Raw genomic sequence first — 24,549 nt, 5'->3', positions numbered from 1 at the left:
TAGAATGTAAAAAAGCCAGTCAGAGATGACTGGCTTTTTGCTCTAGTATTTGCTCGGAAGGACAATCACCCTCCAAGCTACCCAATCCATAATTGGGAGAACGTTGTCCCCCAACTATAATGGCCTTATGCAGGCTCTTGGAAGATAACCGTGTCGGCTTTCTCGGTATATTGACCCATAAGATGGAAGTTCAGGTAACGATAAGTATCCGCTGCCGTCGCATCAATTTGCTTCATGTACTCTAGGTACTCTTCTTTGGTCGGAATACGACCTAGAATAGCCCCAACTGCAGACAGTTCAGCAGACGCGAGATATACATTTGCACCGGTTCCTAAACGGTTCGGGAAGTTTCGCGTGGATGTTGACATCACCGTCGACTCATCAGCCACTCGTGCTTGGTTACCCATACACAATGAACAACCCGGTGTTTCGATACGAACACCGGCACGACCAAAGATACCGTAGTAACCTTCTTCAGTAAGTTGATCTTTGTCCATCTTCGTTGGCGGTGCGACCCACAAACGAGTATCCAATTGACCATTGTACTTATCTAGAAGCTTACCAGCGGCACGGAAATGACCAATGTTCGTCATACATGAACCAATAAACACTTCATCAATCTTAGTCCCGTTTACCTCAGAAAGCAGACGAGCATCATCTGGGTCATTCGGTGCACATAGAATTGGTTGATGGATATCCGCTAGATCAATCTCGATAACATAAGCATATTCCGCATCGCTATCAGCTTGCATCAGGTCAGGCTTCGCTAGCCACTCTTTCATCGCAACAATACGACGCTCGATAGTCCGGCGATCGCCATACCCTTCAGAGATCATCCACTTCAACATGGTGATGTTTGAGCTTAGGTATTCCTCGATCGACTCTTGAGAAAGTTTCACAGTACAACCCGCAGCGCTTCGCTCTGCTGAGGCATCAGATAGCTCAAACGCCTGCTCAACCGATAGATGTTCAACACCTTCGATTTCTAGAATTCGACCTGAGAATTCATTGATCTTACCGGCTTTCTCTACGGTCAACAGACCCTGTTGAATGCCGTAGTAAGGGATAGCATGGACAAGATCACGCAGTGTGATACCTGGCTGCATATCGCCTTTAAAGCGAACCAAGATAGACTCTGGCATATCCAGCGGCATCACGCCCGTTGCTGCAGCAAACGCTACAAGGCCAGAACCCGCAGGGAAAGAAATACCAAGAGGGAAACGCGTATGGGAATCACCACCAGTACCCACAGTATCAGGCAGTAACATACGGTTTAACCAAGAGTGAATAACACCATCACCTGGACGCAATGACACACCTGCGCGATTCATAATGAAATCAGGCAAAGTATGGTGTGTATTCACATCAACCGGTTTCGGGTAAGCCGAAGTGTGACAGAAAGACTGCATCACTAAGTCAGCCGAAAAACCAAGACAAGCGAGATCTTTTAGCTCATCACGCGTCATTGGTCCCGTGGTATCTTGTGACCCAACCGTTGTCATCTTAGGCTCACAGTAAGTGCCTGGACGAATACCTTCTACGCCACAGGCTTTACCCACCATTTTTTGCGCGAGTGTAAATCCAGTACCGGTATCTGCAACTTCAACAGGGCGACGGAAGACTTCAGAAGGCGCCATACCTAGAGCTTCACGAGCACGGTCCGTTAAGCCACGACCAATGATTAGAGGAATTCGGCCACCCGCTTGTACTTCATCAATCAGTACATCGGTCTTCAACGAGAATTCCGCTAGCGTTTCACCGCTTTCGTGGTCACAAACCTTGCCTTCAAATGGGTAAATATCGATCACATCACCCATGTTCAGTTTAGTCACGTCCACTTCAATCGGTAGCGCACCTGCATCTTCCATAGTATTGAAGAAGATTGGCGCTATTTTACCGCCGAGAACGTAACCACCAGCACGTTTATTCGGAACATTAGGGATATCATCACCCATGAACCAAAGTACTGAGTTTGTTGCTGATTTACGTGAAGAACCGGTACCGACAACGTCGCCAACGTAAACCAATTGATGGCCTTTTTGCTGTAGCGCTTCAATTTGTTTAATTGGACCAATAGAGCCTTGTTGAACCGGTTCAATGCCTTCACGAGTATTTTTTAGCATCGCTAGTGCGTGAACAGGAATGTCCGGACGAGACCATGCGTCAGGCGCAGGTGACAAGTCATCGGTATTGGTTTCACCAGTCACTTTAAAGACCGTTAGTGTGATCTTTTCTTGCAGTTTAGGTTTAGATACAAACCATTCAGCTTCAGCCCAAGACGTCATGACTTGTTTGGCATACGCGTTGCCCGCTTTTGCTTTTTCTTCTACATCGTAAAATGCATCAAACATGAGCAATGTATGAGAAAGTGCCTTGACAGCGATAGGCGCTAACGCCTCGTCATCGAGTAGCGATACTAGTGATTCGATGTTGTAACCACCTTGCATCGTACCCAGCAGCTGCGCTGCTTTTTCTGGACTAACAAGTGGTGATTCGACGTCACCTTTCGTGATGGCCGTTAAGAAACCAGCTTTGACATAAGCCGCTTCATCAACGCCAGGTGGAATTCGATTCTCAAGAAGGTCAAGGATGGTAGCTTCTTCACCTTGAGGGGGATTCTTTAATAACTCAACAAGTCCAGCAACTTGTTCAGCGTTTAGGGGTCTAGGAACAACTCCTTCGGCAGCACGCTCTGCGACGTGTTTACGGTAGGCTTCAAGCACGACTTTTTTCCTCTCATTGCGGTCCCTCCTTAATAATTAGAATTAGGAGTGGACATCCTTGGAAACTTGACTCTCCCTCGCCATTTTTCGTCATCAATTCCTTTAATGATCAGCATTAGAGAGGCCAAACTGTGGGGCGAAGAATAGCAAATTTAACGATAAATTAAAATCTTATCATTTTGACCAACATAGCAACTTCGAGCGAAAATCGATGTTTTTCACTCGAAGTTAGGTCGAAAAATCTGTCTATTTCATTCACCAATCATATTCATCAGTCAATTAACTTATGAATAAATACATTGCATTAATATGCAGCACCGATGATTAAATAAAACGAACTCAACCCCGTTTCAACTCGTCCATACGAGAGCATGATCGGCCCTAGTGGAGAATCTATACCCGCAAAAATTGAGCCCGCCATGAACAACGGCGCATCCGAAACATTGATATCCCCGTTCCAAACACCACCATATTCGGCAGATGCTCCTAGGTAGACTGGGGATTTAAACATACCAAAGTCATTATCGAACCATCGATAGCGATATACCATACTACCGTATATCTTATTGTCTCCAATTAAGCTGTTTCGCGGAATACCAGAGAAATTTAAGAAACCACCTAACTCTCTGGGGTTCACAGGCAAAGTGGCGTTTTCAGTTTCTATCACCGCATAATCTAATGACCCAACAAAAGTATTGCGGCCAAATGTATGGGCATATTTCGTTTCAGCGTTAATTTCATACGAGGTATCTGAGAAATCAAGCGGATCTTCATTGATATTTTGATTACCATTATCATGAGATAATAGGTACTCTAGATTGATGTACCACCCTTTGGTCGGCAGACTATAGTCATCTAAACTGTCTAGCTTATAGCTGACAAACATGCCTTTACGATCGAAATCAAATCTTCCCGCAGAAGGTGCTGGTGACACATAAGATTCGCCAGTCGTAAATCGCCCGCCAATTCTAAACTCTTGCCACAACGTCGGGGCATACCCTATCGCTAATTCACCTTCCCATTCTTGATAGGTCACTGGCACGTAGTCGGCCCCTCCCTCTAAAGCAGGGTCAACACAGCCCGTTCCCGTGCTGTTAGGGGTACAAAGGACATTACGCTTTTCATTGGCGTAGTAGATACCCGCCAATAAGAAAAAGTCTTGATTGGTAATAAACGGAGAATATAACTCCGCCTCCACACGCTTATCGGTACCAAAGTCAGCATTGACGCGCAGCTCAGCCCCTCGATCATTCAAGTCGGTAAAGTTAGTGGTCACCCCAATGGAATAAAAGCTGTTGGCACTGAAGTCTTCTTCAAGATAAAAACGGAAATCCATATAGTTTGGACCCCATGATTTTTCTTTAACATCCACAACAAGATCGGTTTCTTCATCGGTATCTTGATATTCGTAGGTAATAAGCTCAAAGCGGTCTAGTGCATAAAGATTCTCAATTTTTTGCTCAATATCATCCGTTTGCAGCATTTCTCCCGATTTGAGGTCAAGGTTGTTCTTTAATAGTTTATCGCTGTAATGCGTGTTGTTATTGATAACAACCTTGTCTACGACCGTTTCATCACCATAGCGAAGTTCACGACGAACATCTTGTTTCTCGTCTATATAGGTTTGGAACTGTGCGGAAGTCACCGATAAAGACTTGAGCTGCTCAACAGCCTGATAAGCGGCATCATAACCCGCTTGATACGCCTGCGGCATACTCGAAAAATCCGTGGTACCGATTTGCCCGACATCAGGATGCATGTAAACATCGCCTTCTTGCAGCGACTGCATTTGTTCTTCTGTACTACGGCGAACCAAATAGTTTGAAAGCTGTTCACCGACACTGAAGAAACTACTGAAATCCTCGCGGGTTTTGTAATCACTGCTGATATCCACCGCAATAATAATGTCCGCCCCCATCTCTTTTGCAAGGTCAACGGGCATATTATTCGTCACACCGCCATCCACCAGCAAATAATCACCAAGCTCATACGGAGGCAGTGCACCGGGTACTGACATACTTGCCATCATGGCATCAACTAGATAGCCTTTATCGATAATAACGGGTTCTAGTTTAAGAATATCGGTGGCAACAGAGCGATAGGGGATAGCCAATTCATCAAAAGAGTCAAACTCAGGCAGGTTGCCCGTAGTTTTGCGTAAAATACGCAACATATTCTGACCTTGAACGACCCCTTTAGGTGCTTCGACAGACCCAAAGTGCAATCCTATATCGGTACGAATTTGATAGCGGTCCTCCGCTTCCTTATCCCGAATTCGACGCTGGCTACGGTTAACTCGATCAACGTAACCATTGTACCAATCAACAGTATGGATAAAGCTTTCGATTTCGTCAGCGCTCATACCTGTGGCATATAACCCACCAACGTAAGCCCCCATGCTCGTCCCAGTCACAATATCAACGGGGATATTCATTTCTTCGAGCGCTTTCAACACACCAATATGTGCCGCACCTTTCGCGCCGCCACCTGCAAGTACAAGACCAATTTTAGGTCGCGTTCGTTGGGCTTGGGTACTCTTTACTACGTCATTTTTCGCTGCATTGTTATGGGTAGAATTGATATCGATTGAGCGATGACTCAACGCTGCTTTTTTTGCTGTATCTTGCGATTTTGTATTCGCTTGGGCATCGTTATTTTGTGCGTACAACGCGCTACTGCTCGACGCTATAACCGCTGCCATTAACCATCTCGTTAGGCGTTTCACATTCATCCTTAAAGCGCTCTTATTTTGATTACTCTAATATATCAGCATTTTGCATCATAGCTATAGCCAAGCTGCTAATCGAATGATGACTTGCCACTCCAAAAGCAACTTGACCTCTACCTTGTTGTTAATTAAACCTAGTCAACATTACCAATCAAAAAGGTTCTTTATCCACTGTTTAGGTTGATTGTCACATGATGCCTTGAGTTTTCCTGACTCATCCCACATTGGTAGCTGGAAATCACTACCACAATCTAGCTGCAGAGCGCCACCTGTCGTCTTATTGAAACCAATCATACTGATATTTTTTGGCCACGGCAGAATCAACTTTTCAGGCACTCGGGCTGATAAGTAGTCTGAATAGACACGAAGTGCACCACTTGAACCGGTTAATTTGGTCGATTTATTGTCATCTCGCCCAACCCAAATTGTTGTCACTTCTCGCCCATCTACTCCTACAAACCAGCTATCACGAGTATCGTTACTGGTCCCTGTTTTGCCCGCTAATGCTGACGATGAAAACTTGCTATTTAGGTATCGTCCAGTGCCTTCTTCGACCCCTTTTTTCATCGCATACGTCGTCAACCAAGCAGCCTGTTGAGGCACTTTTTGTGTCGCTTTCGGCAGTGAGCGATACAACACCTCACCATCAACAGTGACCACTGAGCGTAAAGCGGATAAGTTCGCCTGACGACCTGAGTTTGACAGCGTTTGGTACATCTGTGCGACCTGATAAGGTGTTAGAGATAGTGCCCCAAGAAACATAGAAGGCACGGGCCTAATCTCACTCGCGTCTACCCCTAAACGAACCAAGGTATCGGAAACATTTTTGATGCCCAATGACATACCTAAACGAACGGTAGGAACGTTCAATGACTTCGCTAATGCTTCGTACAAAGGCACATCACCACGGAACTTTCTGTCGTAGTTTCTTGGTTGCCAAAGGTTGCCTTTGCTCCCTTTTAAGGTGAGCGGAGCATCGTCCAATGTGGTTGCTAGGTCAAAGGTTTCTGGACGTTCTAGCGCCGTTAAATAGACAGCAGGCTTAACCAAAGAACCGATAGGACGACTGGCATTTAAGGCACGGTTAAATCCGCTGTATCCTGTTCGCTTGCCTCCCACCATAGCGCGTATTTCACCCGTATTTCGATCCACAGCAATCGCTGCGGCCTCTAAACCCTTGCCTGATGTTTTCTCGAGTTGAGGCAACCGTGTGGCAATGGCTTTTTCAAGCTTATCTTGCGATACCGGATCAAGAGAGGTGTATATACGAACCCCTGCATCCCCTTTAATTCCACTGCCCAGTTTCTGGCTCATTTCACGCTTGAGCTGCTGAAAGTAGGCCGGCTGACGGCTGGCAATCTGTGGATTTTTTTGCAAATCCAGCTCGCGATTTGCGGCCATTTCAAATTCCCGCCCTGTCAGCAGGTTTTGATCCATCATCAACCTCAATACAAGATCACGTCGTTGCTTGGCACGCTCAGGGTGACGAATAGGGTTGTAATAAGAAGGGCCTTTGACCATGCCCACCAGCAACGCTAATTGATCGATACGTAGCTCTTGTAGTGGTTGACCAAAATACAATCGAGCGGCTAGACCGAAACCATGTATCGCTTCCCCTCGGCTCTGCCCTAGATAAACCTCATTGAGATAGGCCTCTAAGATCTGATCCTTGCTGTATCGATAATCTAAGATCAGTGCGATGTAGACTTCTCTGAGTTTCCGCCACAAGGTTCGCTCACTGGTCAAAAATAAATTTTTAGCCAATTGCTGCGTGAGTGTACTCCCGCCCTGAACGGTGCGTCCGGCACGAATATTGGCGAAAAAGGCACGGGCAATGGCTGTTGGAGAGATACCATCATGTTGATAAAAATCGCGGTCTTCTGTCGCCAACAAGGCATCGATCATGATTTCAGGAAACTGATCGCGTCGTAGAAAAAGTCGCTGCTCATCGGCATTTTTTTCGAGCATACCCAGCATTTTCGGTTCTATCCGCAAAAAGCCTAGATTGCCTTTCTTCTCTAGAGATTGAATCCGAACCAGTTGATTACCCTCAAAATACAGCATCACATGGCGATCAGGCTCGGGTCCATCAGCAAACTCAAACGGACGTCGAATTAGCTCCAGTTTTGTTGAAGATGACGAATACTCTCCGGGATGGCGCGGCTGATTAACCTTCCGATACCCCAGCACATCCAGTTCATTACGCAACTGCTGAATCGTGATGGTGTCGCCTGAGGATAAATTGAGAACTCGAGCATAAACCACGGTAGGCAAATCAAATAGCTGCCCTTCAAAACGCTCTTTCACGACTTGATCGAGATAAAACCCTACCGCAGCAACCGCGACACTGCCAACTAGCGCCAGTTTCCAGCCAATAGAAAACAAACGTTTTCCTAGCGACGCACCGCCTTTCTTTTTCGTCGGTCGACGCTTCTTCGGGGCAGTCTTCGCCTTTGGTTTGGCGGCCGGTTTAGTGGTTTTTCTTGTTGTCGGTTTCTTTCCTGTCGCCGCCAACTTTTTAACTTCCATCATGAATTCAACTGTCTTTTAGTTTTGTGCGTAGCTTGATGATTAATTGGGTCATCAGGCCATGGGTGTTTGGGATAACGTCCTTTCATTTCTTTTTGGACATCTTTGTATGAGCCTTGCCAAAAGGCGGCAAGGTCTTGAGTGATCTGCAATGGCCGTTGTGCAGGCGAAAGCAGCTCAAGTACGATTGCTTGGCGACCATTTGCGATCATTGGTGAAGTACTTTCACCAAACATTTCTTGAAGCTTGACCGACAACATAGGAGCCTGACCAACTTGATAACGTATTTTTTTCTGAGCACCGCTCGGAACCGTCAGGTGAGTAGGCAACTCATGATTTAAGACTTGAAGCGCATTCCAACCGAGATAGGCCTCCAACACCGGCAGTAAGTTAAGCGCTTTGAGTCCTTTCATCGTTGTGATGCCAGGCATAAACGGTAACAACCATGCTTCAAGGTTCTGCAATAATATCTCTTGTGACATTGCAGGCCATGTTGGTACATCAAGCCAGTCACGAGCGCATTCTACGCGAGTCACATATTCCGTCACCTGCTTATTCCAGTTCAACACGGATAAACCTTTGCGGCGAACATGATGCAACAACGCACCACTGATATCAGCGTCACTGGGGATAGGCACAGATTTTTGTGTCAACACTATCGCACCAATTCGTTGAACCTCACTGGCCACTAACCGCCCTCGCTTATCATCCCATTCAACCACATGTTTTTCTTCAATCAACTGTGGCGCAAAACGTTCAATAATCGGCTTATCGACACTCACCGCTTTAAAGATCTGACTGCTTCCCCGGCCAGTATTCAAGACATCCAATACCACGAGGTAATCCTCTGCAGCCAACTTATCGCTATCATCAATCTGCGCACCGTGGCCGTTCGCTAATAAAAACTGCCCAGCATTGTCCGCTCGCTTCACGGCAACTCTATCGGGATAGCCAAGCGCTGCAATCACCCCAAATAGTGATTCATTGCTCTCATTCAAGGTAAATCGATACTTTAGGCGCTGAGCTATCGACTTAGCTCTCAGGGTTAAAGCAGAAGCCCGAGAGTGCTTTCCTGTTTGCCAACGGTGTAATGCATAACGAAGGTCGATATGCCCTCGCTCAGGTTCTTCAAATAAGCAGCACAACGCAATGGCCGTTGTCAGTGCTTCGCGCCCCAACTGCTGGGCTTGCAACAACATACTCGCAAGGCGAGGCTCTACTCCCAACAGATAGGCCTGTTGCCCTAATGGTATCAGTTGCGACTGTTCATCAACTAGCCGTAGGTTTTTCAACAGCATTTTGGCTTGTTCAATATGCGCGGGTTTCGGCGAATCAAGCCAGTGCAACGCATCGGCGTCATGGCATCCCCATTTAAGGAGTTCCAGCATCAGCTGACTCAAATCGCTCCGCAATATTTCTGGCACACTCTGCGCTGGTTGCTGATTGAACTGGCTTTCGCTGTAGATCCGAATACAGACACCAGGTTCGATTCGTCCTGCACGCCCAGTTCTTTGAATGGCCGAAGATTGTGCGATACGACCTTGCTCCAATTTTGACACGCCAGTTTTAAGGTCAAAAGAGGCCTGATTCTCCAAACCAGAATCAACCACGATTCGGATGCCTTCGATCGTCAATGAGGTTTCCGCGATATTAGTGGCCAATACGACTTTTCTATTGCCATTCGTCGCAGGTTGAATCGCATGTTGCTGCGCCTTAAAGTCTAACTGACCATAAAGTGGACAAATGTCATAGCCGTTTCGCGATTGTGTCAAAAGTTCTTCGGTGCGTTTGATCGCCCCCACGCCTGGAAGGAATGCCAACAGCGAGCCACTATGCTGTGACATCGCAGACAGTATTATTCGACTCATAACTTGCGGTAAATTATCGTTCGCTCCAAGCGGATGATAGGTGACATCAACTGGATAAGAGCGCCCCTGGGACTCAATATATCGGGCATGTGGTAAAACACGCTGCAAGTCATTTGCATCTAGTGTCGCCGACATCACAATCAATGTTAAGTCGTCACGTAACGCCTCTTGAACGTCTAAAGTAAACGCAAGGGCGGTATCGGCATGCAGGTTTCTTTCATGAAATTCATCAAAAATAATGGCACCGATACCACTGAGTTCAGGGTCATCTTGTAACATCCGAGTGAGCACGCCTTCCGTGACAATTTCTAACCGAGTGTGAGGGCTCACCTTGCTTTCCCCTCTCACTCGATACCCCACCGACTCTCCGACAGCCTCCCCCATTTGTTGAGCTAAGTACATGGCTATATTTCTCGCCGCGATGCGTCGTGGTTCCAACATAATCACTTTACCAGTGATAGATTGCTGCTTTAACAACTGCAACGGAAAGTGCGTCGACTTACCGGCACCTGTTGCAGCCTTCAAAATCACTTGATTCGAGCATTGAATCGCTTCAAATAGTTCGGGTAACACATCTTCAATCGGTAGCTGTGACAACGGAAAAGCCTTGTGCTGTAATATGAGGCCTCATTCTAATAAAAAATGGCCACGAAATGCACTTTGATCCTCCATTAGAGTCGGGAAAGCTCATAAAACGCTATAAACGCTTCCTCGCCGACATCGTTAATTCAGAAGGCAATGAGATCACTATCCATTGTGCGAATACAGGCGCAATGACTGGCTGTGCAGTTCCCGGTTCTAAGGTGTGGTACTCGACGTCAGATAACCTCAAGAGAAAATACCCAAATAGCTGGGAGCTGACACAAACTAGCATGGGCCATATGATCTGCGTAAATACGGCAAGAGCGAACACCTTGGCGGTCGAGGCCATCAAAAATGATGTCATTGAAGAGTTAAAAGGTTACGAAACATTGCGAACCGAAGTGAAATATGGGCAAGAAAACAGCAGAATCGACATTTTGTTGCAAGACAGTGAGCAAGTCGATTGCTACATTGAAGTAAAGAGTGTCACACTGCTTGACGAGCAAAGCTCTGGGCAAGGGTTCTTTCCTGATGCCCAAACCACTAGGGGTCAAAAGCACCTAAGAGAATTGACCGAAATGGTACAATCTGGAAGCAGAGCCGTATTATTATTCGCTATTTTGCATTCAGGTATTGAAAAAGTCTCTGCCGCACTCCATATAGATGCGAAATATTCACAATTACTTGAGCAAGCAAGGAAAGCTGGGGTTGAAGTACTTTGTTATAAGGCGTCATTTTCAAACAATGAAATCACGCTCTTATCGCGAGTCAATTACGTTTAAAAGTGATGACACGTTCACAATGATAAGAACTTTAACAAACATCGTTTGCCACAGGCATTTCTTTTTGCTATAGATACCCGCCTTAAAATTAGCTGTTTACTCAGTTGACTAGGTTTAAGTAGGAGATGCTGTATGCCAGAATCAAAGAAAAAAGCGCTAGGCATCCTAGCCATTGCAGGGGTTGATCCTTATCAGGAAAAAGCCGGTGAAGAGTACATGTCACCCGCTCAAATGGATCATTTTAGTAAAATATTAGGCGCTTGGCGCAACCAACTTAGGGAAGAAGTTGATCGTACTGTGCACCATATGCAAGACGAAGCAGCCAATTTCCCTGATCCGGTTGACCGTGCCTCTCAAGAGGAAGAGTTCAGTTTAGAGTTGCGTAACCGCGACCGTGAACGCCGCTTGATCAAGAAGATCGAAAAAACACTGAACAAGATTGAAGAAGATGACTTTGGCTTCTGTGAATCCTGTGGTGTTGAAATCGGTATTCGTCGCTTAGAAGCCCGTCCTACTGCCGATTTATGTATCGACTGTAAGACACTTGCTGAGATCAAAGAACGACAAATGCAAGGCTAACATAGCGATAAAAGGGGAGCAGTCGCTCCCTTTTTTGATCGCTCGCACCCCACTATTCAGTCGGTGCTCATATCACTCGCTCTTTATTGCTATTAAGCAAACTCTTTGCTTCCAATACACTCTCTTTTTGTCGAGAGCCAATAGCTTTATCATCCCCACTATTAGTCAACACGAAATGAGTCAACGCTATGTATATAGGTCGATTTGCTCCCTCTCCATCGGGGCCCCTGCACTTTGGTTCTCTTGTAGCCGCTCTTGGTAGTTATTTTCAAGCAAAAGCTAAATCTGGAAAATGGCTCGTTCGAATTGAAGATATTGATCCTCCACGTGAAGTGGACGGTGCAGCAGCGCTTATCCTAAAAACACTCGATGCTTACCATCTGCACTGGGATGACGATGTGCTATACCAAAGCTCGCGACTTGAGGCTTACCAACAACAAATCAACGATTGGTTGTTGTCCGGTGACGCCTACCTTTGCGAGTGTACTCGAAGACAAATAAAAGACAGCGGTGGTTTTTACCAAGGCACGTGTCGTCACAAAAACCTGTTACCTTCAGAAAACCAAGCCGTAAGACTTACGCTTCAACACCCAGTGGCATCATTTGACGACCAACGTTATGGTGCGCTCACCATTCCAACAGGCTTGATACATGAAGATTTTATCATTAAACGTCGTGATGGACTGTTTGCTTATAATTTGGCCGTCGTCTTGGATGATATCTACCAAGGTGTCACTGAGGTGGTCAGAGGCGCAGACTTGATTGAGCCAACCGGCCGACAGATTAGCTTGTATAAAACACTAGGGGCAAGCAGCATCGACTATCTACACTTACCCCTTGCTATTGATGAGTGCGGCAATAAACTATCCAAACAAAACCATGCTGCGGGCATAAATTTGGCCAATCCAACCCCGACATTAATCCAGGCCATGCGGTTTCTGGGTTTTGTCCTCGATGACCATATGACAAGCGCTACGCCACAAGAACTCCTAAATTGGGGGGTCAAAAATTGGCACCTTGGACAGCTGCCCGACGCGCTCAAGATCAAACCGCCATTCTCAAATGATGCACTCTAGGCTATCATAAGCGGCAAAATTCAAGAGACAAGACCGAAACGTGACGAATTTACCGTCATTTTCTCTCACCTAAACTGCGTTAAGATTATGAATAAAACAGAAAATTCCAAAAATGTTCACGAGGTTTACGGTGACATTGCACTGCATGTCTATTCTCGCGAAGAACACAGTATCTCGCGTAAAAAAATCAGTGACAATGCACTGAAAGTTCTTTATCGACTGCACAACGCTGGCTATGAAGCCTACCTTGTGGGGGGTGGTGTACGTGATATCTTGTTAGGCGAACAACCAAAAGACTTTGATATCGCCACTAATGCGACGCCAGAACAAATCAAAACCTTATTTAGGAACTGCCGTTTAATCGGCCGTCGCTTCAGACTCGCCCACATTATGTTTGGCAGAGATATCATCGAAGTTGCAACATTCCGTGGTCACCACCAAGAAGAAGAGAAAAACGTTTCTCAACAAAGTAAAGACGGCATGCTACTTCGCGACAACGTCTACGGTAGCGTTGATGAAGATGCAGAGCGTCGCGACTTTTCTATCAATGCGATGTATTACAACATTGGCGATTACTCAATTCACGATTACGCTGGTGGCATAGAAGACCTAGAAGACCGACTCATTCGTCTTATTGGTGAGCCAGAAGTCCGCTACCGTGAAGATCCCGTTCGCATGTTACGCGCTGCACGCTTTGCCGCTAAACTCGACTTTGACATTGAAGAAGACACCGCTGCGCCAATCGAAGATCTTGCCCCGCTGCTAAGAGATATTCCTTCAGCCAGATTGTATGAAGAATCACTCAAGCTGCTGCAAGCCGGTTGCGGACTGGAAACGTATCACTTGATGCGAGAATACAATCTATTCCAACAACTGTTTCCGATCATTGCACCACATTTAACTGAAGACTACGGCTCAAAAACTGAACAGATGCTCGACCTAGTATTAGATGCAACCGATCAACGCATCGAAGAAGGTAAACGAGTAAACCCAGCCTTCATGTTTGCCGCCATGCTTTGGTACCCAATGATGGAGCACGCTGTTCAGCTTATGGCGAATCAAAATCTTTCCGATTATGATGCCGTCATGGAAGCCAGCAACATCATCCTCGACGAACAAGTAAAAGCCACCGCCATTCCAAGGCGTCATACCGCTACCGTCCGAGAGATATGGCAACTGCAACTTCGTCTACCTCGTCGCACTGGCAAGCGGGCTTACCGTTTAACTGAGCTTAATAAGTTCCGTGCCGGTTATGACTTTTTAGAAATGCGTGGCGAAATCGAGGGCGGTGAAGTCGCCGAGTTAGCCAAATGGTGGCAGACTTTCCAATCAGCTGGACGCAACATGCGTCAAGCCATGGTGAATGATCTTGGTGGCTCGTCAGCGAAGTCTGGCAACCGCCGTCGCCGTACACCAAAAAATAAAAAGAGCTCGAGCAGTCAATGATCACTTGTTATATTGCGATCGGCAGTAACCTGTCCGATCCGGTCACGCAAGCCAATGATGCTATCGAAGCGCTTAAAGCGCTTCCTAACAGTCAATTGATCAGCTGCTCGTCACTTTATAGTAGCACCCCTATGGGGCCTGCCAATCAACCGGATTACATTAATGCGGTGGCAAAAATACACACCCAATTAACGCCTCTTGAACTACTTGATTGCACCCAACGCATAGAGTTAGAGCAAGGGCGTGTCCGTAAAGATGAACGATGGGGGCCAAGAACGCTTGACCTTGATCTGCTTCTTTATGGCAATGAGGTTATTGATTCCGAGCGTTTAATCGTCCCGCATTACGGAATGAAAGAAAGAGAATTTGTTCTCTATCCGCTCGCAGAAATCGAACCTAATTTACAACTCCCTGATGGGACTGAGCTCGCAAGGTTACTCACCATAGTAGACCGTAATGGGCTGAGCGTTTGGCAACAATAGTCAACGCCCAAATAAGGATAAAAAATGAAAAAAATCACCATTAATGACCTGATTAAGTGGAAACAAGAAGGTCGTAAATTTGCTTCATCGACAGCGTACGATGCCAGTTTTTCTGGATTATTAGAAAGCCAAAATATGCCGGTCTTATTGGTTGGCGACTCTTTAGGAATGGTGCTTCAAGGCCAAACCGACACATTACCAGTCACCGTTGAAGACATCGCTTACCACACTCGCAGTGTTCGTGCTGGCAGCCCAAACAGTCTATTGATGGCTGATATGCCCTTCATGAGTTATGCCACACCAGAACAAGCGTGTGAAAATGCAGCACACCTTATGCGCGCTGGCGCTAACATGGTTAAGCTTGAAGGGGGCGATTGGTTAGTTGACACCGTCCGCACCCTCACCGAGCGTGCCGTTCCGGTTTGTGCGCATCTAGGCCTGACACCTCAGAGTGTGAATATCTTTGGTGGTTATAAAGTCCAGGGCCGTGACACTCAAAAAGCGGACCAAATGGTGCGCGACGCAATAGCACTCCAAGACGCCGGCGCACAAATTGTTTTATTGGAATGTGTCCCCAAGGCTCTTGCGGCACGCATTACTGAAGCCTTAGAAGTGCCTGTTATAGGTATCGGTGCAGGTAATAGTACCGATGGTCAAATTCTAGTGATGCACGATATGTTCGGTATTTCCGCGAATTATATGCCTAAGTTCTCTAAAGACTTCTTAGCGGAAACCGGTGATATTCGCCAAGCTGTTGCTAAGTACATTGCTGATGTGGAAAGCGGCGCTTTCCCTGATGAAGCTCATACGATTGCCTAGGGGGAATCATGCAGACTTTTGCTGATATCGCAGAGTTAAGAGAACAAATCCATCTATTTAAACGTGAACAGCGCCGTATTGCGTTTGTTCCAACGATGGGGAACCTTCATGAAGGTCATCTGACTCTCGTCCGTAAGGCTCGTGAACACGCCGATATCGTGGTAGCCAGTATTTTCGTTAATCCTATGCAGTTTGAGCGTGCCGATGATCTCAATAATTATCCTCGAACTCTTGAGGATGATTTGAGTAAATTGACCGCTGAAGGGGTTGATTTAGTCTTTACGCCAACACCAGAAATCATGTACCCACAAGGTTTAGATAAGCAAACCTTCGTGGATGTACCGGGTATTTCAAGCATGTTGGAAGGCGCATCTCGTCCGGGTCACTTCCGCGGTGTATCAACGATCGTCGCTAAGTTGTTTAACATCGTTCAGCCCAACGTTGCATGCTTCGGTGAAAAAGATTATCAGCAATTGGCTCTGATTCGTCAGATGGTGAGCGATCTAGCGATGGACATCGAGATTATTGGCGTCCCAACGGTTCGTGAACTGGATGGATTAGCCATGAGTTCTCGTAACGGCCATTTGACGATGGATGAACGTCAGCGCGCCCCTGTGTTAGCGAAGACGATGCGCTGGATAAGCAGTGTTATACGTGGTGGAAGGCATGATTACGCCTCTATCATTGAGGATGCTAACGACCAATTGCGTGCCGCCGATCTTCAACCTGATGAACTGTTTATTCGCGATGCAGTGACCTTACAGGCCATTAATGAAGAATCAACTCAAGCGGTCATTTTGATGTCAGCTTACCTAGGTCAAGCACGCTTGATTGATAATCACGTTCTAGACCTCGCATTGCCATCTCAAGAAGCTGAAACACAACCCGCGTCTTAAGTTGTCGCTCATGCCTATAAAAAAACGCTCACCACTGTGAGCGTTTTTTTAGTTTATAAGCACCAGACAAAGTAAAAGCTAAGTACTTACTTTTTAGCAGTGGTGCAACGTTTATACCTTGAACAATCTAATTTTCGAATCCAGTTCTGATGCATTACTTTCCATCATTTCTGACGTTTCTAAGAGCTCAGTAACCACCACAACAGAGGCTTCAACTAACTCTCTGACATTGGTTAGATTCTGGTTCATCTCTTCGGCTACGCTGCTTTGTTGTCCTGCAGCCGTTGCAATTTGAAAGTTCATGTCGTTAATTTGATTCACTTGGCTGACAATACCATCCAACTCGCTGCCCGCATTGGTCACAAGCTCAACGCCATCGGCGGCCTCTACAACACTTTTTTCCATCAATTCAACCGCTGAGTTTGCGCTCGATTGGAGGTGAGAAATCATCTCTTGTATCTCAACAGTTGCTTGTTGAGTACGTTGTGCAAGGTTACGGACTTCATCAGCAACCACAGCAAACCCTCGCCCTGCCTCACCTGCTCGTGCAGCCTCTATAGCCGCGTTAAGCGCAAGAAGGTTAGTTTGCTCTGAAATGCCTTGGATAGTACCAACCACACTGCCTATGGACTCGACACGCTCTTCTACTTGATTCACAGCAGCGGCAGACGCTGAGATATCCTGTGACAGCTCACTCATCTTTGTCACGGTGCCTTGCACAAATCGCTGACCGGTTTCCGCTTGACCCGATGCTTGCTCGGTTAACTGAGAGGCATTTTGCGCATGATCTGCAACCGTCTGCACGGTTGAAGTCATCTCACTCATCGCCGTCGCAAGCTGATCAATTTCTTGAAACTCTTCTTGTGATGACTCTTTTGTTTCCGACATGCTCAACGTCATGACTTCCGTTAGTGATGACAGCTCCTGAGAGGTCGTTACTTGCGTTTTGATGACATCTTGAAGCTGGACGCGAGTGCGTTCCAGTTCACGAGCAACATCACCGTATTCATCCTTACAATCCATCACGATAGGAACGGTAAGATCTTTATCCGCCATACACTTGATAGCTTGATTAAGATAACTCGTTTGTTTCAGCATCGTTTTCGCAGCAAACAGAAGAATCGCGACAAACAAAACAATCATAATAGCGGTTTGCCATACCACTTGAACGAGATAAGCTTCGTAATGCTGCTGAGCAACGTTGGCATTTTGGGTTGCGGCAAGAAGAGAGTCATAAAAAGTACTCGCATCCCAAAGCTGTTTTCCGACCAAAAGTATTGTGCTAAAGATCATTAACATCAACATCTTCGGAACAAGTCGAACATCGGTGATGAGTCGTTCCCAAGGCTTAAATGCCAGTGTTGTCATTATCCGTTCTCCATTATTTATTATATAGTTAGAGGGTTACCTCTAAGCATTACCGCCAACTTAACTTAATCTTATGTTTTGCTTTCATCTGGAACGAAGCACAAGAGATAAGACTATTTAATTCGAGCCTCGTATGAAAGCAAATGATAACAAAACTGAAACTAAGCCATTGAGTCTATTATCACTTTTTTTATCATTCATGGCGTTAATTGTGATATCACTCTTGCTTTTTGCCCCCATCAGCTCAGCTACTCGCTCTATCCTTATCGGCCTAGACTTTATAATCTGTAGTTTGTTTATGCTGCAACTTAGCGTAGATCTGATCCGCTCCACAGATCGAGTGCAATTTATGAAAACGCATTGGATCGACTTTATTGCCAGTATTCCACTGATTGAACCACTTCGGTTTGCGCGGGTATTTCATATATTTAGAGTGATCTTGGTGATTCGTTCAGGTGAGACGATACTTAAGCAATTAGCGCGCAACCGACATGAAACGACTTTAGTCTCCATTTTATTAATCCTGACACTCCTCATCAGCGCAGGGGCGACACTGATGCTCTGGGCCGAAAGCTCTGATCCACACGCCAACATTAATCATATCGGCGATGCTGTTTGGTGGGCGTTCGTAACGGTATCAACTGTGGGGTATGGTGATCACTATCCTGTGACTGCATTAGGCAAGGTTCTCGCTGCGGGCATTATTATTTGTGGCGTGGGGTTGTTTGGTATGACTTCCGGTCTCATCACGTCTTTGCTATCGTCTCCAAGTTCCTTAGACGAACGTCGCTCTAAACATGCCGAAATACAGCTGCAAAAACTATTGAACCAGCAAGAGTTAATACTACATCGAATTGCAAAAATTGAAGAAGGTTTAGATAAGCATTCAAAGTAAAAGAGAGGCTTAAGCCTCTCTTTTCAAATCATTATGACTGCCAGTACGGTTCTACTTCCATACTAATTTGCCTTGTTTGCTCCATGGCATGCAAGATTGAACTTTCTTGACGCCTAAGCCAGCGTTTAAGCTGTTCTTTCTCGTCACCTTCGAGTCTTTCTATTTGACTCTCTAGCAACTCGAGCATCAGCAAATCATCTATTCCTTGTAGCAAATCAGCCCAAGGTAGCCTGAAGCTATTTCGCTCTTCTACATCAAACAAAATGGCAAACCCAAGACCTGAATACAGATTTCTCATTAAGCGATATTGTTGTTCAAGGTAATCTTGACGCGTCAGCACTTTTTCAACAGGGAATGCCTCTATTAGCTCAGCCCAAGTTCGTGACAGCTGATTAGTGGCAAATTCCTTAATCGGTTGTTGCATTTTATTTCGTGCTTTGTCATCCAAAAATGGCTGCCAACCACGCGACAGAATCCAGCGGCTTAAATCAAGCAAGAGTCCAGCATAACGAGCAGAGTGGATGAGTGTTAAGATTTCTTCTCTGTCAGGTAGTTCTTGCTGCTGTGCTTTCAGCTCAGAGACCAAGAACTTACGTGCATCGAGTTTTCTAAGCACATGGCCTTTATCGTCGAGTAAATCTTCTAGATGCTCATGATGTTTTAACCATGTCAGTTCTTCTTCAAGCCATTTCAGCTCTTGACGGACAATAGCACTTGCTCGACGAGGAACGATACCGCCATAAACCGTTAGAATCTGGCGAATAAAACTAATCGAGTGGCTGATTTCATGCAGGGCTTCTATCGACTCTTGCTCGGTATAGATTTGCTCATGATAATGCCAATGCTCTAAGGCGTGCTCTAATGAGTTAATAAAGCAACTTTCAACGCTATCAGACTCTACGGTATCCACAAGGGCCAATGGCTTAACGGCATCGCCCTCATAGCCTTGTGCTAAGCGGTAACCACGCGCGGCTTTACTTAGGTTTCCAAGTCGAATGCCACCCGACTCGCAAAATTCGCGCGCTAACGTGAACAATGCATCGGTTTGACCCGATTTCAACTCTAGCTCAACCTCGCAAATAGGATAACTATGTTCGCCAGAAGACACCGAGCCTTGATCAAACGCCACCTCGACCTGACTGCCATCTGGCATACCAATAAGCCATTGCTCACGAGTAAAGTCCGTAGAGAAAATGGCAGTGAGCTCAGATTGCAGCATATCGACACTCTTACCTTGCGGGTAGATATCAAGAGGGTGCAATGTGAGTTCTGGTTGATTTGAGGTGTGCTCCGCATTAAATTCTGGACGTTGATGCAGCCCCGCTACCACTCGACCTGCCGTTTTCACCGTCTGTACAAAGACGTCATCAAAACGGCGAATTCGTAAGCCGATATCATGTTGGCGCAACCAGTTATCAGGCGTGTCGAAGTAAATGTTTCCTAACTCGCGACAACTGTGCTGAAGTACTTTTGTTTCTGAGATTTTATTTCGCAAAGTTTCTGAAAAATCAGGAGAAACAAAAAACTTCAGTTCTATCTCGGTTTCCATAGTTATACCTTTAGAGGACACTCTCAACAGGATATGGTCAATTCCCAAAATCGGCAAGTGACAAATATCACCGAAATCATGATCTAAAACAGTTTAAATCAGAGTTTTAATGGGTTACCATGCGCGCCTTTATAGCCATCGCTCAACATTTCACCATGATATGGTGTATGTTTATTTCAGGTTATATTTTTTAGGTTAAACAACCATGCCAGTGAATACAATTATGGGGTTATTTGCAAAGTCCCCTATTAAACCTTTGCAGCGCCACGTTGTGTGCGTAACAGAGTGTTGCTCACATCTTGTCAATTTCTTTGAGACTAGTTTTCAAGGCGATTGGGAGAAAGCAGCCGAGATCCGTGCGCAGATTTCTCATCTAGAGAAGGAAGCGGACGTATTGAAGCGTGAGATTCGCTTAAAGCTTCCTCGCGGATTGTTTTTGCCAGTAGATCGTAGCGATATGCTAGAACTGCTTACACAGCAAGACAAACTCGCGAACCTTTCTAAAGACATTGCAGGTCGTGTTTACGGTCGACAACTTGTCATCCCAACACCAATGCAAGACAACTTTATTGCTTATGTAAAACGCTGTCTCGATGCCGCCAATCAAGCTCAAAAAGTAATTACTGAGCTCGACGAACTGCTTGAAACAGGCTTTAAAGGCCGTGAAGTGACGCTTGTAGCCGAAATGATTCATCAACTCGATATCATTGAAGATGATACTGATGCGATGCAGATTCAGCTTCGTCAGCAACTGATGGCGATTGAACATGAGAACAACCCAATTGATATCATGTTCCTTTATAAGATTCTTGAATGGATCGGTGGCATTGCAGATCAAGCTCAGCGCGTAGGTGCTCGTCTTGAACTTATGCTTTCTCGATCTTAAATCATACGTTAACTAAGTAACAAAGAGCTAAATTGATATTAGGCGCTAAATGCAATGCTTAAGTATTGCGCGTGCCTTAAAACTGCTCCGCTTGTTATGAAACAAAACTAGGTATTACAATGGATATTCTTGCGAACCACGGCACTATCCTAATTATTGTTGCGGCATTATTCGGTTTCCTAATGGCTATCGGTATTGGTGCAAATGATGTTGCCAATGCAATGGGTACTTCTGTTGGCTCTAAAGCTTTAACAGTTAAGCAAGCTATCATCATTGCGATGATCTTCGAATTTGCCGGTGCGTATCTCGCTGGCGGTGAAGTAACCGATACGATCCGTAAAGGGGTTATCGACACATCACTTTTTGCCCACCAACCTGATGTTCTGGTTTACGGTATGATGTCAGCACTTCTTGCTGCTGGTACGTGGCTATTGCTAGCGTCATACATGGGTTGGCCGGTATCCACTACCCACTCCATTATTGGTGCCATCATTGGTTTTGCTTGTGTCTCTGTAGGAACAGAAGCCGTAGATTGGGCATCAGTAAAAGGTATTGTAGGCAGCTGGGTGGTGACCCCCGTCATCTCGGGTTTCTTTGCCTATGTCATCTTCGTCAGTGCGCAGCGACTGATATTCGATACTGAAAAGCCATTATTCAATGCCAAACGTTTTGTTCCTGTGTACATGTTCATTACGACGATGGTTATCGCGCTCGTTACGATTAAGAAGGGTCTTAAACACGTTGGCTTGCACCTTTCAAATGGTGAAGCATGGTTTTGGGCGGCAGCCGTCTCAACATTAGTCATGGTCTCTGGTTATCTTTACATTCAACGTAAATTCGCTGGGCGCGAAGAAGACCACGGTTTCAGTGGTGTTGAAGGCATCTTCAGTGTGTTAATGGTAATCACAGCATGTGCGATGGCATTTGCTCACGGCTCTAATGATGTTGCTAACGCTATTGGTCCTCTTTCAGCGGTCGTTTCCACTGTTGAGCACATGGGTGAAATCACAACGAAAAGCACTATCGCATGGTGGATTCTTCCTCTAGGCGGGTTCGGTATTGTTGTTGGTCTTGCGACGATGGGTCACAAGGTTATGGCTACCGTTGGTACCGGTATTACCGAGCTGACACCAAGCCGAGGCTTCGCAGCACAGCTTGCAACGGCATGTACTGTTGTATTAGCTTCTGGTACAGGTCTACCTATCTCAACCACGCAAACGCTTGTTGGTGCGGTATTAGGGGTAGGTTTCGCACGTGGTATCGGCGCACTTAACCTTGGTGTTGTCCGTAACATCGTGGCATCGTGGATTGTGACACTTCCAGCGGGTGCATTACTAGCTGTTGTATTCTTCTACGGTATCCAAGCGTCATTTGCAGGCTAAGCCTTGTAAATCATTAAGTCAGGGAGATGTGAACCTCACGTCATAATTGACTCAAATGCAAATAAAGGGAGGCTTAGCCTCCCTTCTTAGTTGCACCATGTACAGAAAATTCATACTATTTGCCCATTCTTAAAAGTTTACAATTTGAGTGTGTCAGCGTAAGACTATAGTCGTCGCACACTATCATTAATCCCCATTGAAAGACTTAAGGGACTTATCGTGAAAAAACTGATCTGCATGATCTTAGTATCAATGTTTGTAGTACCAGCCGCTTTGGCTCAAGAACGTTATATTGCCGACAAATTATTTACTTATATTCACTCAGGACCGAGTAATGAATATCGTATCGTGGGCAGTATCAATGCAGGTGACAAGGTTCAACTGTTGTCGACCAACCGTGCTTCCGGCTTTTCTCAAGTCCTAGATGCACGTGGCCGTAAAGGCTGGGTAGAAACGAAGTTTGTCACCAATCAAGAAAGCATGGCGGTACGCCTACCGCGTCTTGAGAAAGAGCTCGCTCAGGTTAAAAGCCAACTCGCCAGTGCTCGTGAAACAGCCGATAGCGAGCAAGAAGGGCTAGCAAGCTCACTTGCTGCTAGAAACACACAAATTGCCGAGCTTGAGCAAAACCACTCAGATATCAGTAATCAGCTGAATGTTTCTCAAACTGAGATTCGTGAATTGAGAGCAAAGCTAGACACACAAAAAGAAGACCTGCTGCTTAAATACTTTATGTATGGTGGTGGCGTTGCAGGTATTGGTCTACTATTGGGCTTAATCCTTCCACATATCATGCCACGTCGTCGTAAAAGCCCTAATGGCTGGAAGTAACCTCTTCAAATAAAAAAACCGCCTTACGGCGGTTTTTTTATTTCAGCTCTATGAGCTGTCCTAGTTTTCTCTAGTCAGAGGACTAGTCATCGTTAAAATTAAACAATGATTCCATGTTAAGACCTTGCTTGATTAAGATGTCTCTCAATCGACGTAGCCCTTCTACCTGAATTTGACGAACACGTTCTCGAGTAAGACTGATCTCTCTTCCCACTTCTTCTAAGGTCGATGGCTCATAGCCAAGCAGCCCAAAACGTCTTGCCAGTACTTCTTTTTGTTTAGGGTTTAGTTCATCAAGCCAGTGAATCAAAGACGCTTTTATATCGTCGTCTTGAGTCGAAAACTCAGGATCAGAGTGCATTGAGTCAGGGATAATATCCAGTAACGCTTTTTCACCATCGCCACCGATTGGTGTATCAACGGAACTAATGCGTTCATTAAGGCGCAGCATCTTGGATACGTCACTGACGGGCTTATCTAACTGATGAGCGATCTCTTCAGCGGTAGGCTCATGATCGAGCTTTTGAGACAACTCTCGAGCAGTACGCAAGTAAATGTTCAGTTCTTTGACGACATGGATAGGTAAACGAATGGTGCGAGTTTGATTCATCAAGGCTCGTTCAATCGTTTGACGAATCCACCACGTGGCATAGGTTGAGAATCTAAATCCGCGCTCAGGATCAAACTTTTCAACCGCTCGAATTAAGCCAAGGTTACCTTCTTCAATAAGGTCAAGTAGTGCCAAGCCACGATTACTGTAACGACGAGAAATTTTAACCACCAATCGAAGGTTACTCTCAATCATACGTTTACGTGCTGCCTCGTCACCTTTGAGTGCGCGTCGTGCGTAGAGCACTTCTTCTTCTGCGGTTAGGAGTGGAGAGAAGCCGATCTCGCCTAAATACAACTGTGTTGCATCGAGACTTTTGGAAGAGGCGTCAAATTGTTCTTTATCTTCCTTTTCAACTTTCGTTTTTTTAGTCCGTGTATTTCCAACCACTGCCATTTCATTCTCAGTGTTGAATTTTTCATTTTTAGTTACTGCATTGCTGATTCCCATAGTGCCTCCCCCTGGCGAGCTAGCAAAACATGACTACTCAACTATGTCGCTAACCTATCCTGATCAAA

General features: G+C 45.7%; 18 protein-coding genes. 11 read left to right on the top strand and 7 right to left on the bottom strand.

What is annotated here, in order from left to right; genetic code table 11:
• Positions 1 to 125: 125 nt before the first annotated feature.
• The 4 genes from acnB to hrpB form a co-directional block, all read right to left on the bottom strand.
• Positions 126 to 2,723, bottom strand: a complete 2,598-nt coding sequence (gene acnB, locus ACE1OE_RS06705) for a bifunctional aconitate hydratase 2/2-methylisocitrate dehydratase (RefSeq protein ID WP_449210534.1) — start codon at positions 2,721 to 2,723, stop codon at positions 126 to 128.
• 304 nt (positions 2,724 to 3,027) lie between these two features.
• On the bottom strand, positions 3,028 to 5,424 hold the full coding sequence (locus ACE1OE_RS06700) for a patatin-like phospholipase family protein (RefSeq protein ID WP_449210533.1): 2,397 nt from the start codon (positions 5,422 to 5,424) through the stop codon (positions 3,028 to 3,030).
• Positions 5,425 to 5,595: 171 nt separating this feature from the next.
• Complete coding sequence (gene mrcB, locus ACE1OE_RS06695; protein ID WP_449210532.1) at positions 5,596 to 7,983, bottom strand: penicillin-binding protein 1B; 2,388 nt, start codon at positions 7,981 to 7,983, stop codon at positions 5,596 to 5,598.
• On the bottom strand, positions 7,980 to 10,445 hold the full coding sequence (gene hrpB / locus ACE1OE_RS06690) for an ATP-dependent helicase HrpB (protein WP_449210531.1): 2,466 nt from the start codon (positions 10,443 to 10,445) through the stop codon (positions 7,980 to 7,982). Before hrpB ends, mrcB begins: the two co-directional genes overlap by 4 nt.
• 56 nt (positions 10,446 to 10,501) lie before the next feature.
• On the opposite strand from hrpB, the gene sfsA reads away from it, so the two are divergent.
• From sfsA to panC, 7 genes are all read left to right on the top strand, one after another.
• Complete coding sequence (sfsA, locus tag ACE1OE_RS06685; RefSeq protein WP_449210530.1) at positions 10,502 to 11,212, top strand: DNA/RNA nuclease SfsA; 711 nt, start codon at positions 10,502 to 10,504, stop codon at positions 11,210 to 11,212.
• 132 nt (positions 11,213 to 11,344) lie between these two features.
• Positions 11,345 to 11,791, top strand: coding sequence for an RNA polymerase-binding protein DksA (dksA, locus tag ACE1OE_RS06680; RefSeq protein ID WP_102468311.1), 447 nt, complete (start codon positions 11,345 to 11,347; stop codon positions 11,789 to 11,791).
• Positions 11,792 to 11,979: 188 nt separating this feature from the next.
• A complete protein-coding gene (gluQRS, locus tag ACE1OE_RS06675; protein WP_449210529.1) occupies positions 11,980 to 12,867 on the top strand; it encodes a tRNA glutamyl-Q(34) synthetase GluQRS in 888 nt (295 codons plus the stop codon).
• 87 nt (positions 12,868 to 12,954) lie between these two features.
• Entirely contained in the window at positions 12,955 to 14,313 is a 1,359-nt protein-coding gene (gene pcnB / locus ACE1OE_RS06670; protein ID WP_102468309.1) for a polynucleotide adenylyltransferase PcnB, read from the top strand.
• The gene (gene folK, locus ACE1OE_RS06665; RefSeq protein WP_372059201.1) at positions 14,310 to 14,795 is read left to right on the top strand and encodes a 2-amino-4-hydroxy-6-hydroxymethyldihydropteridine diphosphokinase; all 486 of its coding nucleotides are present in this window, start codon (positions 14,310 to 14,312) and stop codon (positions 14,793 to 14,795) included. Before pcnB ends, folK begins: the two co-directional genes overlap by 4 nt.
• A gap of 24 nt (positions 14,796 to 14,819) precedes the next feature.
• Positions 14,820 to 15,614: a 3-methyl-2-oxobutanoate hydroxymethyltransferase gene (panB, locus tag ACE1OE_RS06660; RefSeq protein ID WP_372059200.1), complete on the top strand. Its 795-nt coding sequence runs from the start codon at positions 14,820 to 14,822 to the stop codon at positions 15,612 to 15,614.
• 8 nt (positions 15,615 to 15,622) lie between these two features.
• Complete coding sequence (panC, locus tag ACE1OE_RS06655) at positions 15,623 to 16,510, top strand: pantoate--beta-alanine ligase (RefSeq protein ID WP_449210528.1); 888 nt, start codon at positions 15,623 to 15,625, stop codon at positions 16,508 to 16,510.
• Positions 16,511 to 16,621: 111 nt separating this feature from the next.
• Here panC and ACE1OE_RS06650 read toward each other — a convergent pair whose 3' ends face one another.
• Positions 16,622 to 17,878 (bottom strand): methyl-accepting chemotaxis protein, encoded by a 1,257-nt coding sequence (locus tag ACE1OE_RS06650; RefSeq protein WP_372059198.1) that lies wholly within the window; start codon positions 17,876 to 17,878, stop codon positions 16,622 to 16,624.
• Between the two features lie 133 nt (positions 17,879 to 18,011).
• Between ACE1OE_RS06650 and ACE1OE_RS06645 the strand changes: the two genes are divergently transcribed.
• Positions 18,012 to 18,773: a potassium channel family protein gene (locus ACE1OE_RS06645; RefSeq protein WP_449210527.1), complete on the top strand. Its 762-nt coding sequence runs from the start codon at positions 18,012 to 18,014 to the stop codon at positions 18,771 to 18,773.
• Positions 18,774 to 18,804: 31 nt separating this feature from the next.
• On the opposite strand, the gene ACE1OE_RS06640 is transcribed toward ACE1OE_RS06645, so the two are convergent.
• The gene (locus ACE1OE_RS06640) at positions 18,805 to 20,322 is read right to left on the bottom strand and encodes a CYTH and CHAD domain-containing protein (protein WP_449210526.1); all 1,518 of its coding nucleotides are present in this window, start codon (positions 20,320 to 20,322) and stop codon (positions 18,805 to 18,807) included.
• Between the two features lie 205 nt (positions 20,323 to 20,527).
• Here ACE1OE_RS06640 and ACE1OE_RS06635 point away from each other — a divergent pair, with 205 nt between their 5' ends.
• The 3 genes from ACE1OE_RS06635 to ACE1OE_RS06625 all read left to right on the top strand — a co-directional run bounded on the left by ACE1OE_RS06635 (position 20,528) and on the right by ACE1OE_RS06625 (position 23,421).
• Positions 20,528 to 21,208 (top strand): TIGR00153 family protein, encoded by a 681-nt coding sequence (locus tag ACE1OE_RS06635; RefSeq protein WP_102468302.1) that lies wholly within the window; start codon positions 20,528 to 20,530, stop codon positions 21,206 to 21,208.
• A gap of 119 nt (positions 21,209 to 21,327) precedes the next feature.
• Positions 21,328 to 22,590 carry an inorganic phosphate transporter gene (locus ACE1OE_RS06630; protein WP_449210525.1) on the top strand — a complete coding sequence of 421 codons (1,263 nt, stop codon included), beginning with the start codon at positions 21,328 to 21,330 and terminating at the stop codon, positions 22,588 to 22,590.
• 219 nt (positions 22,591 to 22,809) lie between these two features.
• On the top strand, positions 22,810 to 23,421 hold the full coding sequence (locus tag ACE1OE_RS06625; RefSeq protein ID WP_102468300.1) for a TIGR04211 family SH3 domain-containing protein: 612 nt from the start codon (positions 22,810 to 22,812) through the stop codon (positions 23,419 to 23,421).
• Between the two features lie 82 nt (positions 23,422 to 23,503).
• Here the strand turns inward: ACE1OE_RS06625 and rpoS are convergent, their stop codons facing one another.
• Positions 23,504 to 24,481 carry an RNA polymerase sigma factor RpoS gene (gene rpoS / locus ACE1OE_RS06620; RefSeq protein WP_102468299.1) on the bottom strand — a complete coding sequence of 326 codons (978 nt, stop codon included), beginning with the start codon at positions 24,479 to 24,481 and terminating at the stop codon, positions 23,504 to 23,506.
• Between the last annotated feature and the right edge of the window lie 68 nt (positions 24,482 to 24,549).

The sequence above is a fragment of the Vibrio sp. E150_011 genome (assembly GCF_053544015.1).
This window is presented reverse-complemented; position numbering and strand designations above follow the sequence as displayed.